Here is an 11,513-nt window from a genome sequence, read left to right on the forward strand (position 1 = left end):
GTGGCCGACGGTGCGCGACAAGGTGCGCCAACGCAGCCGCACCACCGAGGTGATGCTGGCCGGGGCCACCGTGCAGGCCGTGGACGGCAACACCCTGGTGCTGGTGCATGAGTCGGCACCGCTGGCCAGACGGCTGTGCGAGCAACGCAACACCGACGTCATCGCCGACGCGCTCAAGGACGCGCTGGGGGTGAACTGGCGGGTGCGCTGCGAGTCGGGGACGCCGGCGGCCGCCCCCGCCGCCGCGGCGCCGAGCGGCGGCACGGATCCGGCGCGCCGAGCCGCCGAGGCGCAACGCGCCGAGGAAGAGCGCATGCTGGCCGAGGCCTCAGCCGGCCGCGACGAGCCCGCCGCGGAGCGCCGCGACCCCGAAGAAGCCGCGCTGGAACTGCTGCAAAACGAGCTGGGCGCCCGTCGTATCGACAACGGCTCCGACTAGGCCCGCCACCACGGCCGCAGCGGCAGGCCGCCGTCGTTGCCGCGGGCGTCGACCTTGGCCGCCAGCACCTGGTGCAGCTGAATCGCGTTCTGTTCGAAGCCCACCCGGGATCCGGCCATGTACAACCCCCACACTTTGGCGGTGGCCAGCCCGACCTCGGCGACGGCGTCGTCCCAATGCTCGACCAGGTTGGCGCACCAGTCGCGCAGCGTCAGCGCGTAATGGTGGCGGAGGTTCTCCTCGTGCAGCACCTCCAGGCCGGCGTCCTGGATTTCGGTGATGATGCGTCCCGAACCGGTCAGTTCCCCGTCGGGGAACACGTAGCGGTCGATGAACCCGCCCGCGTTGGGTGCCGACTTGTTGTCGTGGCGGGTGATGCAGTGGTTGAGCAGCAGACCGCCGAGGCGCAGCTTCGATCTGAGGAAGCCGAAGTAGGCGGGGTAATTCGCCACCCCGATGTGTTCGGTGAGCCCGATCGAGGAGACGGCGTCAAAATCGGTTTCGCCGATGTCGCGGTAGTCGCTGTGCCGCACCTCGGCCAGCTCGGCCAGGCCCTCGGCCTCGATGGCGCGCTGCGCCCACTTGGCCTGCTCGGCCGACAGCGTGGCCCCGATGGCGCGGACCCCGTGCCGGGCGGCGTAGCGCACCATGCCGCCCCAGCCGCAGCCCACGTCGAGCAGCCGGTCACCGGGCTGCAGGTTCAGCTTGTCGAACACCAACCGGTACTTGTTGTCTTGCGCCTGCTCCAGGGTGGCGTCGGCGTCCGGGTAGACCGCGCAGGTGTAGGTCATCGACGGCCCCAGCACCCACTCGTAGAACGTGTTGGACACGTCGTAGTGGTGGTGGATGGCCTCGGCGTCGCGGGTCTTGGAGTGCCGCAGCCCCTCGGCGATGCGCCGCCACCGCGGCAGCGCCTCCTGCGGCGGCGGCGGGATCGGCACCAGGTGTTCGACGCCGATCGACCGGATGATGCTGGCCAGCACCCGCGCCGGCGGCCGCTTGAAGTCCAGTTTGTCGGTCAGCGCGTTGAGCAGCTTGTAGGGGTCGCCGGGGTGTACCCCGTGCGCCTCCAGGTCGCCGGAGACGTAAGCGCGGGCCAGGCCCAGATCCCCGGGTGCGGTGGCCAGGTAGGTGGTGCCGCGCGGGGTCAGCAGGTCCAGCCCCAGCTCGGCGTCGTCGGGGCCGGCGCTGCTGCCGTCGTAGGCGGTGAACTTCAGCGGCAGCTGCCCGCCGGCGGCGAAGATCTCCAGGATCTGGGCCAGGCTCAGCTTGCCGGTGGTGTGTGCGTGGTGTTCCTTGAAGGTCGTCATCGCCGTTGCACCGCCTTTGCGTACAGGTCCAAGAGACGCGAATCCGGATCGTAGGTTTTCTTCACCGTCTTGTAGGCCTCGCCGCCGTAGAGGTCGTCGAATTCCTCTGGGGTGTAGTAGGAATCCGAGTACAGCGACTTGTGCCCGTCGAGCTCGGTGACCTTGGCTTCGATCAGCCGGTTGGTGGCGCCCTCGGTGGCACCGGCCGGCACCGACGACCAGAACCCGACGTTGACGTAGCTGCGGCCGGGCCGGATCGGGTACAGCGGCCAACCGTCTTGATCACGCAACCGCAACGGGCACAGCCAGACCGGCTCGATCGGCACCGTCGCGGTGAACCACGCCAAAAATTCCGCGCACCGCTCGATGGGCACCTCGATGTCTTGCACCACCCGCTCCAGCGGCGGGCGGCCGTGCCGCTTCTCGATCCCGTCGGCGATGTGAAACCGCCGGTCTAGGGCCACCAGTTTCCAGTACACGCTGCTGCGCCGGTAGCGGCGCGGCCAGAACCGCCGCAGCCGCGGGTTTTGCACCCCGAACGCGCGGGAGCACCAGAACCAGTCGGTGTCCCAGCGCCACAGGTAGTCGTGGATGGTCAGCCGGTCGTCCTTGACGCCGGTGTCGTGCTGGATGGACCGGTAGTAGATGCGTTGCCCGGTGTAGTCGCTGACCGGGCCCGGGGTGCCGGTTTGCACGCCGACGCACAGGTAGCTTTCGTCGGCGCTGAACACCACGCCGTCGAGGTAATCCACCGGGGCGCCGTCGTACCCGCCGGTGTCCACGATGCGGTCCATCGCCGCGACCAGCTCGGGCAGTGCGTCAAACCGGATGTGCCGTAACGCCACAAACGGTTTGACGGATTCCAGCTCGATCCGCAGCCGGGTCGAATAGCCCAGCGTTCCATAGGAATTCGGAAAGGCGTGAAACAGGTCGGAATGCTGGTCGCGGGACGCGGTGACCAGTTCGCCGGTGCCGGTGAGAATGTCCATCTCCAGCACCGACTCGTGCGGCAGGCCGTTGCGGAACGACGTCGACTCGATGCCCAGCCCGGTCACCGCCCCGCCCAGGGTGATGGTCTTCAGCTGCGGCACCACCAGCGGCGACAAGCCGTAGGGCAGGGTCGCCGCCACCAGATCCTCGTAGGTGCACATGCCGGCCACGTCGGCGGTGTGCGCGTCGGGGTCGACGGAGATGACGCCGGTCAGGCCCGAGGTGTCCAGCCCGGGGGCGTCCCGCTTGGCGCGCGCCCGAAACAGGTTGGAGGTGGATTTGGCCAACCGCACCGACGCCGTCGCGGGGATGGACCGATAGCTCGCCAAAAGCCGCTGCACGCCCACCGCGTGCGCCGCCAGTGCGTCATCTGCCCGAACAGACACCACATATACGCTAGTCGGCGATAGCAGCCCGCGCACGAACGCAGCGTTTGCGCGCGCCGGGTCAGCACACCGCAACGACAGGAGTTTGCCTGATGGGACAGGTCAGTGCAGCCAACACCGTCTTGATCAACGCCGAGCCCGACGCGGTGCTCGCCGCGATCGGCGACTACCAGCAGGTCCGGCCGAAGATTTTGTCGGACGCCTACAGCGAGTACCAGGTGCTGCAGGGCGGCCAGGGCCAGGGCACCATCGTCAAGTGGAAGCTGCAGGCCACCAAATCACGGGTTCGTGAGGTGCAGGCCAGCGTCGACGTGGCCGGGCACACCGTCATCGAGAAGGACGCGAACTCGACGATGGTCACCAATTGGACGGTGGCCCCGGCCGGTCCGGGCTCCAGCGTCACCATGAAGACCACCTGGACCGGGGCCGGCGGCGTCAAGGGGTTCTTCGAGAAGACGTTCGCGCCGCTGGGGCTGCGCCGGATCCAGGGCGAGCTGCTGGCCAACCTGAAAACACAGGTGGAGGGCTAAACGCCCCTCGCGATGGCCGGGGAGCGCAAGCAGAGGTCGCTGGCGTCCTGGGTGTTCATGTTGGCGGTGTTGTTCTGCGTGGCGGGCTTCGGTCTGTTCTCCGGCGTGCGCCTGCTGGCGAACCCGGAGACGTGCGACGGGCACGCCATGGCCGCCAACGACACCTGCCGCCACGGCGCCAGGGGCAGTGAACGGTTGCAGTCCGCGGTCACGACGACGGTGATGTTGCCGCCACGGCCGAAACTTCCGCCGGGTATGGGCGACGACGTCCCCGATGTCTGGAGCGGCCCGCCCTCGGTCACGGCCACCGTTCCGGTCGGCGACGGCAGGTCACTCCAGGACCAGATCTCGTCCAACCAGATCAAGGGCACGTTCGAGACGATGCTGGGCGCCGGCACGCTGATCCTGGCGATCGTATTGAGCGCTGTGACTGTGCGGGGATACCGCCGCCGAGGGACTGCGTTCCGGCCGCGAAACTGAATTTGACGACGCGAAGCGTGCGTGTCGCGTCGTCAAATTCCCTCTCGCGCGCCATTTTCATTCCCGACCACGGGGAGCAGCCTCCTTGGTGGCTGCTCGCGCTGCTTAACGGGCCTGCTTAACGGGCCTGGGATTGGGTGCCCAGGAAACCCGCGATCCCCTGCACCACCGCGTTGGCGTATTTCTGCCGACCCGCCTCGGTTTCCATCAACCCCGAGTCGATGGGGTTCTTCATATTGCCCAATTCGACCAGGACCGACGGGTACTGCGCCAGGTTCAGCCCGGCCAGATCCGACCGGCCGTACAGCCCGTTTTGGCCGATGTAGGTGGCCGGCGGAATCCCCGCGGCCTGCAACTGGTCGCGCATGATCTTGGCGAACTGCACCGAGGGCCCCGCCTGGGCCTGATTGAGCGGCGGCGCCGAATAGTTGACGTGGAATCCGCGCCCGGTTGGCGGGCCGCCGTCGGCGTGCAGGGACACGATCGCGTTGGGGTGCAGCGCGTTGGCCATCGCGGCCCGCTCATCCACACACGGCCCCAGCGCGTTGTCGTTGCCGCGGGACATCGCGGTGCGCACCCCCAGCGCGTTCAGCGCCTGCCGCACCCGCAGCGTGGTGTCCCAGGTGAAGGTGTGTTCGGGGTAGCCGCTGTTGGAGGTGGTCCCGCTGGCCTGGCAGTCCTTGGTGCCGCCGCGCCCGGTGGGCACCTGCCGGCTGATGGACCCGTCGTTGGCGCCGTTGTGGCCGGGGTCGAGGAACACGATCATGCCGGCGATGTTGGCGGGAACCGCCGCCGCGGTCGGGGGCAAGAGGATGGCGGCCGCCGTGAGCAGGCCGGTGACCATGGTGATCCCGACACGCGGGCTAACTGGTACACGCACGGCGTCACGGTAGCGCGGCGCGGACTACGCTGAATACCTCAACCCGCGCCAGATCCGCAGGCGAAATCAAGTCGAGACCACAACGCAAGGGGACTGTCATGCAACCCGGAGGCCAACCCGATATGTCGGCGTTGCTCGCCCAGGCACAACAGATGCAGCAGCAGCTGATGGCCGCCCAGCAGCAGCTCGCCAACTCCGAGGTGAACGGGCAGGCCGGTGGCGGTCTGGTGCAGGTCACCATGAAGGGCAGCGGTGAGGTGGTGGCGGTGGCCATCGACCCCAAGGTGGTCGACCCCGAAGACATCGAAACCCTGCAAGACCTGATCGTCGGGGCGCTGGCCGACGCGTCCAAGCAGGTCACCACCATGGCGCATGAGCGGCTCGGCCCGCTGGCCGGCGGCATGGGCGACGCGTTGGGCATGCCGGGGCTCTGACGTGTTCGAGGGGCCGGTCCAGGATCTGATCGACGAGCTCGGCAAGCTGCCGGGTATCGGCCCCAAGAGTGCGCAGCGCATCGCGTTTCACCTGCTGTCGGTGGAGCCGCCGGACATCGATCGGCTCACCGCGGCGCTGGGCAAGGTGCGCGACGGGGTGCGGTTCTGCGCGGTGTGCGGGAACGTCTCCGACGACGAGCGCTGCCGGATCTGCGCGGATCCGCGCCGCGACGGCACGCTGGTGTGCGTGGTCGAGGAGCCCAAGGATGTGCAGGCCGTCGAACGCACCCGCGAATTCCGCGGCCGCTACCACGTGCTGGGCGGGGCGTTGGATCCGCTGTCCGGGATCGGTCCCGAGCAGCTGCGGATCCGTGAGCTGCTGAACCGGATCGGGGAACGCGTCGACGGGGTCGACATCGCCGAGGTGATCATCGCCACCGACCCCAACACCGAGGGGGAGGCCACGGCGACCTACCTGGTGCGGGTGCTGCGCGATATCCCCGGCCTGACCGTGACCCGGATCGCGTCCGGCCTGCCGATGGGCGGCGATTTGGAGTTCGCCGACGAGTTGACGCTGGGCCGCGCGTTCACCGGCCGTCGCGCCATGGTGTGATTCGGGCGTAGCCAGTATCCGGTACCGCGGGTACCGTGAGTTGGGTATCAATGCGGTATCCGCCGGAAAGGCGTCGAGATGACCTCACTGGAACCCACGTCCGGGGCCGGGACCAGCCATTCGCCGCGACCGATCAAGGTTCGCAGAATGCGCTTCGGCTACACCGCCAAACCGTTGGAACGCCACTACGTTCAGGGTGATCTGGTGATGAGCCACGTGGTCGCGGTGTTGTCGGCGCTGTTCCCGCAAGGGGAGGACTTCTTCGTCCGGTCGGTGCGGCATTACGCGGACCGGATCACCGACCCGGACCTGAAAAAGGCCGTCGCCGGGTTCACCGGCCAGGAGGTCAGCCACGGTCGGGAGCACCGCGCGCTCAATGACCAGTTGCAGCTGATGGGCTACCCCACAGCCCGGATCGACCGGTTCACCGAGAAGGGGTTGGCCCGGGCGGAGCGGCTTTATCCGCCGCGCTACCGGCTGGCCGTGACCGCGGCGCTGGAGCACTACACGGCCGCGCTCGCGGAAACGTTGCTCAGCGATCCCGACGCACGGGAGATCCTGGGGGACACCGAGGTCAGGTCGGTGCTGCTGTGGCACGCGCTGGAGGAGTCCGAGCACAAGGCCGTCGCGTTTGACGTCTACCGCGCGGTCGGCGGGACCGAGCGGATGCGCATCCTGGCGATGTGCGTCACCACCTGCATGTTCCTCGGGGTGTTACTGCTGCACACCACCCGCTCACTGCTTGCCGACCGGGCCGCATACCATCCGGTGCGTCTGGTCAAGAGCATTGCCGCACTGCGCCACTCACCGTTCCTGCGGCGAGCGGTGATCCGCCGCGTGGCCGCCTACCTGCGCCCCGGGTTTCACCCCAACGACAACGACAACACCGCCCTGCTCGACGAGTGGACCGCACGGTTGTTCGGCGAGCAGGGCTCGCTGAGCGACCACTTGGTCTGACCATGCGTCGAGACGGAAACCGCGCTGCCGGCGACCCGGGCCGGCGTGGTTTTCGGTCTCGCGGCGCCGGTTCCTAGACGCGCCGCGGCGCGGCCAGGCGCTCCCGACGCAACAACGCCACCTCGGGCAACTCCAGCGGCGCCAGCTCGCCCACCACCCGGGACAGCAACAGGTCGGCGAACTCGGGGTTGCGGGCCAGGCACGGTCCGTGCAGGTAGGTGGCGAACACGCTGCCCTGCACGGCGCCGTCGAACCCGTCGCCGGCGCGGTTGCCCGCGCCCTTGGTCACCGCGCCCAGCGGGGTGGCGGCCGCGCCGAGCACGGTGCCGCCGCGGTGGTTCTCGAACCCGGTCAGCGGCGCCGACAACCCCGCCACCAGCGGCCGGCTGACCATCTCGCCGATGCTGCGGGCCTGCTGCGGGGTGGTGGTCACGTCCAGCAGCCCCACCCCGTCGACCCGCTCCCCGGCCGACGTCTCATACCAGCCGCCGAGCACCTGGATCGCCGCGCAGATCGCCAGCACCGGCGCCCCGCGCGCCGCCGCGCGCTGCAGCCCCGGATGCCGAATCAAATGCTGGGTGGCCAACCGCTGCGCGTAGTCTTCGGCGCCGCCCAGCGTGTACAGGTCCAGGCTGTCGGGCACCGGGTCGTCCAGGGTGATCTCGACGATCTCGGCGGGGATGCCGCGTAGCCGCAGCCGCTGCCGCAGCACCACCGCGTTACCGCCGTCGCCGTAGGTGCCCATCACGTCGGGCAGCACCAGCCCGATCCGAACGGTCATGGGATCCGCCGATTCAGTTGCAGAAACGCGGTGTAGTTGGCGACCACCTCGACGTGGCCGGGCGGGCAGGATTCGATCGCGCGCACGGTGTCGTGCACCAGGGTGTGCTCGACACCGGCGTAGCCCAGCCGCACCGCCAGGTCGGTGCCCCGCTCCCCGGCGGCCACCACCGACGTCTCCTCGAAGTGCTCGAAGCGCACATCCCACAGCCAGGACAGGTCCTCGCCGTCGGGCACCTGCCCGTTGACCGCGATCACCACCCCGTCGGCGTGCTTATCCACCATCGACAGCGCCTCCTGCCACCCGGCCGGGTTTTTCGCCAGCAGCATCCGGACACTGTGGTCACCGAGCTGCACGGTCCGGTACCGCCCGGCGACCTCGTCGACCCCGGACACCGCGGCCACCGCTTTAACGGGGTCGGCGCCGAGCGCGACGGCGGCGGCGACGGCCTGCGCGGCGTTGCCGCGGTTGACCGCGCCGGGCAGCGCCAACCGCATCGGCAGCGCCAACCCGTCCGGCCCGTACAGGGTGTCGTCGTCGAACCACCAGTGCGGGCTGGGCCGCTTGAAGTCGGCGCCGGTGGAATACCAGTGGGCCCGCTCGCGGACGATGACCTCCCCGCTGCGCGGGCAGCTGACCGAGTCGTGCGCCCAGCCGCCGCCGGCGGCCACCCACACCACCCGCGGGCTGTCGTAGGCCGCCGACGTCATCAACACGTCGTCGCAGTTGGCGACCACCACCGCATCGGGGTGCCGGGCCAGCCCGGTCCGCAGTGCCCGCTCGATCACGTTGATCTCGCCGACCCGATCCAGCTGGTCGCGGGACAAGTTGAGCAACACGACCACGGCCGGCTCCACCGCATCGGCGACGTGCGGCACGTGCATCTCGTCGACCTCCAGCGCCGCCAACGTCGCGTCGCGGTCGGCGGCCAGCGCGGCCACCAGGCCGGCATCCATGTTGGCGCCCTCGGCGTTGGTGGCGACCGAGCCCAGTGTGCCCAGCGCGGCCGCGGTCATCCGGGTGGTGGTGGATTTGCCGTTGGTCCCGGTGACCACGACGGTGCGCCGGTCGGTGCCGAGCTGGCGCAGGATCGAGCGGTCCAGGGTCATCGCCACCAGCCCGCCGATCATCGCCCCGGCGCCGCGGCGGGTCACCCGCGACGCCCACCGCGCCCCTGCACCGGCGGCCAGGGCGAGGCGTCCACGGGTGGTGATCACCCGTGGAGTTTAGGGCGATCGCAAGCGCGGCGCTCGCGCCGGGCGCAGCGGGTCGCCCTCGGGCGTTTAAGTCGGGGACACGACGCGCAGCGACCGGGCTTTGTCGTTGCGGCGTGCCATCCTCAAGCTATGAGCAGCGTCGGATGGGGGCGGCCCGCCCACGAACCCGGGGCGGGCTGGGCGGTCGTCGACGTCGAAACCTCCGGCTTTAGGCCAGGTCAGGCGCGCATCATCAGCCTGGCCGCGTTGGCGCTGGACGCCGACGGCCGGGTGGAGCACTCGGTGGTCAGCCTGCTCAACCCCGGCGTCGACCCGGGCCCGACCCATGTGCACGGGCTGACCGCGGCCATGCTGGAGGACCAACCCCAGTTTTCCGACATCGTCGGCGACGTCATCGAGGTGCTCAACGGGCGCACGCTGGTCGCGCACAACGTCGCGTTCGACTACGCGTTCCTCACCGCGGAGGCCGAACTCGTCGACGCCGAACTGCCGGTCGACACCGTGATGTGCACCGTCGAGCTGGCCCGGCGGCTGGACCTCGGCCTGGACAACCTGCGGTTGGAGACCCTCGCCGCGCACTGGGGTATCGCCCAGACCCGCGCCCACGACGCGTTTGACGACGCGCTGGTGCTGTCCCGGGTGCTGGACCCGGCGCTGCAGCGGGCCCGGACCCGCGACGTGTGGCTGCCGGTGCGCCCGGTCGCCCGGCGCCGGTGGCCCAACGGGCGGGTCACCCACGATGAGCTGCGGCCGCTGAAAATGCTGGCCTCCCGGATGCCGTGCCCCTACCTCAACCCGGGCCGCTACGTGCGGGGCCGGCCGCTGGTGCAGGGCATGCGGGTCGCGCTGTCCGCCGAGTGCACCCGCACCCACGAGGAGCTGGTGGAGCGGATCCTGCACGCCGGGCTGGCCTACAGCGACGGCGTCGACCCCGACACCTCGCTGGTGGTGTGCAACGAGCCCCGACCCGATCAGGGCAAGGGGTACCTGGCCCGCGAGCTGGGGGTGCCGGTGGTCTCCGACGCCCAGTTCATGGACAGCGTCGGCAGCGTGGCCGGGGGCACGGACATCGAGGAGTTCACCGACGTCACCGCCCCCGCCGAGCAATTCGCGCTGTTCTGACCCTCGGCCCAGCGGCCACAAACCGCGGCGTTCGTGATTGTGCAGATTCATACGCCCGAGCGCCGAAAAGCGTATGGGATCGCACAGTCGGCGCAAGCTATCGCGGGGTGAAAGCTTAGGCGCTGCTCTCGGCCCAGGCCGCGGACTCGTCGAGGCTGTCCGGATGTGCGTCCACCGGGTAGGGCCGTGCGGGCACCTGCCGGGAGCCGCTGAGCGCGGCGATCAGCTCCTTGACCTTCACCGCCTCGTCCGCGGACACGGATTGGCCGGCTTCCAGCGCCTCGAGCACCTCGGCCCGCAGGCCCACCCCGGTCGCGATCTCGTGGACCGACAGCTGGGCGCGCCGGCGCGCGACATACAGCTGCTGACCCAGGCTCGATCCCGGCGCGGCCGCCGCCCGGGTCATCAGGTCGTCGTAGCGGGTCCTGACATCGGCGAGCGCCGCAATCACCGCCGGGGTGATCCGGGTCCGTCCGGCCGCAGTCTGCAACATCGCCTGGACTTTGCGCAGCCCGGCCAGGATGGCGTGCACCCGGGGGTGAAACGACGAGGTGTCCGGCTGGGGCAGGGACTCGATGGCGCAGGCGTGCAGCTGCAGCGCCGCCTCCGCGAGACCGACGATTATCGGCGCTTCGCCTTCATCGGGCGCAAATCCGGCCATGTGGTCCCTCGATTCCGTGTGGTAGGTGTCCAGCCGATAGCGCGTCATGTTAGTGGTGTCCCGGCGGCGTGGGACGACGAGGGGGCGGTGCGGCCGTCGGCGGGTGCGATACCGAGAGTTGGCTTGCCGCAGGCCGAGTCGCGAGGTCGGCCCGCTCTGCTGGACGGGGAAATTCGGCGGTTGTTACTGTCGTCGCGTGGTCATCGGGTCGGGTCGACGCGGCGCTGAATCGGGTAAGACGGATAGCAACGCTGCGACACCGCCGCCGGGCGCTCCCCAGCAAACCAACACCGCTTCGCCGCGGCCGTTGCCGGCGGGCGCGGTCAACCCGCCACCGCAGAGCGTGCCTCCCGCGCCCGGCACCATCGCGCCGGTCGCGATGGGCGTGGCCGTGACGGTGCCGCCCGGCGCCCCCCAGCCGCCACCGCCGCGCCACGATGCGAACGTGGCGCCCCCGCAGGGCATTCGTCCCCCGGACCGGGGGACCCCGCCGCCCCAACCTGGGCAGACACCCGCGCCGGCCGGGTCGGCGGAGCCCGGCCGTCCGCGGCTGGCCGGCGACGAGCTGCGCACCGCCCGGCTGATGGCCGAACGCGACGTCCCGTCGGCCAGCGGCTGGCGAAAACGGCTGCAGGCGGCCACCTTCGGGCTGGTCACCTTGGGTCCCTCGTCCGACGAACCCCGGGTTCGCGAGCTCACCGCCGCGGTCGACA

Annotated in this window: 12 protein-coding genes and 2 pseudogenes; 8 read left to right on the plus strand and 6 right to left on the minus strand. The window is 70.0% G+C overall.

All coding sequences use genetic code 11. The features are described from left to right. Positions 1-439, plus strand: a pseudogene (locus BKN37_RS22350) (DNA polymerase III subunit gamma/tau); the annotation flags it as partial. Here the strand turns inward: BKN37_RS22350 and BKN37_RS22355 are convergent. Further along, on the minus strand, positions 436-1,749 hold the full coding sequence (locus BKN37_RS22355; RefSeq protein ID WP_071029137.1) for a class I SAM-dependent methyltransferase: 1,314 nt from the start codon (positions 1,747-1,749) through the stop codon (positions 436-438). The pseudogene BKN37_RS22350 and the gene BKN37_RS22355 overlap by 4 nt on opposite strands. Next, a complete protein-coding gene (locus tag BKN37_RS22360; RefSeq protein WP_207547284.1) occupies positions 1,746-3,125 on the minus strand; it encodes an FAD-binding oxidoreductase in 1,380 nt (459 codons plus the stop codon). The genes BKN37_RS22355 and BKN37_RS22360 overlap by 4 nt, the downstream gene beginning before the upstream one ends. Before the next feature lie 92 nt (positions 3,126-3,217). On the opposite strand from BKN37_RS22360, the gene BKN37_RS22365 reads away from it, so the two are divergent. Both BKN37_RS22365 and BKN37_RS22370 read left to right on the plus strand, forming a co-directional pair. Then, positions 3,218-3,655: an SRPBCC family protein gene (locus BKN37_RS22365; RefSeq protein ID WP_071029139.1), complete on the plus strand. Its 438-nt coding sequence runs from the start codon at positions 3,218-3,220 to the stop codon at positions 3,653-3,655. 12 nt (positions 3,656-3,667) lie between these two features. Continuing rightward, a complete protein-coding gene (locus tag BKN37_RS22370) occupies positions 3,668-4,135 on the plus strand; it encodes a hypothetical protein (protein ID WP_071029140.1) in 468 nt (155 codons plus the stop codon). Between the two features lie 118 nt (positions 4,136-4,253). Here the strand turns inward: BKN37_RS22370 and BKN37_RS22375 are convergent, their stop codons facing one another. Beyond that, the gene (locus BKN37_RS22375) at positions 4,254-4,979 is read right to left on the minus strand and encodes an Rv3717 family N-acetylmuramoyl-L-alanine amidase (RefSeq protein ID WP_071029141.1); all 726 of its coding nucleotides are present in this window, start codon (positions 4,977-4,979) and stop codon (positions 4,254-4,256) included. Positions 4,980-5,113: 134 nt separating this feature from the next. Here BKN37_RS22375 and BKN37_RS22380 point away from each other — a divergent pair, with 134 nt between their 5' ends. The 3 genes from BKN37_RS22380 to BKN37_RS22390 all read left to right on the plus strand — a co-directional run bounded on the left by BKN37_RS22380 (position 5,114) and on the right by BKN37_RS22390 (position 7,019). Then, a complete protein-coding gene (locus tag BKN37_RS22380) occupies positions 5,114-5,449 on the plus strand; it encodes a YbaB/EbfC family nucleoid-associated protein (RefSeq protein WP_071029142.1) in 336 nt (111 codons plus the stop codon). Position 5,450: 1 nt separating this feature from the next. Further along, positions 5,451-6,062, plus strand: a complete 612-nt coding sequence (gene recR / locus BKN37_RS22385) for a recombination mediator RecR (RefSeq protein WP_071029143.1) — start codon at positions 5,451-5,453, stop codon at positions 6,060-6,062. Positions 6,063-6,140: 78 nt separating this feature from the next. Beyond that, on the plus strand, positions 6,141-7,019 hold the full coding sequence (locus BKN37_RS22390) for a metal-dependent hydrolase (RefSeq protein ID WP_071029144.1): 879 nt from the start codon (positions 6,141-6,143) through the stop codon (positions 7,017-7,019). Positions 7,020-7,092: 73 nt separating this feature from the next. Here the strand turns inward: BKN37_RS22390 and BKN37_RS22395 are convergent, their stop codons facing one another. Both BKN37_RS22395 and BKN37_RS22400 read right to left on the minus strand, forming a co-directional pair. Then, positions 7,093-7,800, minus strand: a complete 708-nt coding sequence (locus tag BKN37_RS22395) for a type 1 glutamine amidotransferase (RefSeq protein ID WP_071029145.1) — start codon at positions 7,798-7,800, stop codon at positions 7,093-7,095. Beyond that, on the minus strand, positions 7,797-9,017 hold the full coding sequence (locus BKN37_RS22400; RefSeq protein ID WP_071029146.1) for a Mur ligase family protein: 1,221 nt from the start codon (positions 9,015-9,017) through the stop codon (positions 7,797-7,799). Before BKN37_RS22400 ends, BKN37_RS22395 begins: the two co-directional genes overlap by 4 nt. A 129-nt stretch (positions 9,018-9,146) precedes the next feature. On the opposite strand from BKN37_RS22400, the gene BKN37_RS22405 reads away from it, so the two are divergent. Next, the gene (locus tag BKN37_RS22405; protein ID WP_071029147.1) at positions 9,147-10,139 is read left to right on the plus strand and encodes a DEDDh family exonuclease; all 993 of its coding nucleotides are present in this window, start codon (positions 9,147-9,149) and stop codon (positions 10,137-10,139) included. Between the two features lie 115 nt (positions 10,140-10,254). Here the strand turns inward: BKN37_RS22405 and BKN37_RS22410 are convergent, their stop codons facing one another. Then, positions 10,255-10,848 (minus strand): RodZ family helix-turn-helix domain-containing protein, encoded by a 594-nt coding sequence (locus BKN37_RS22410; protein WP_242657331.1) that lies wholly within the window; start codon positions 10,846-10,848, stop codon positions 10,255-10,257. Positions 10,849-10,996: 148 nt separating this feature from the next. Between BKN37_RS22410 and BKN37_RS22415 the strand changes: the two are divergent. Then, positions 10,997-11,513: pseudogene (locus BKN37_RS22415) on the plus strand (hypothetical protein); the annotation flags it as partial.

The organism is Mycobacterium talmoniae (assembly GCF_001854525.1).
GTDB lineage: Bacteria > Actinomycetota > Actinomycetes > Mycobacteriales > Mycobacteriaceae > Mycobacterium > Mycobacterium talmoniae.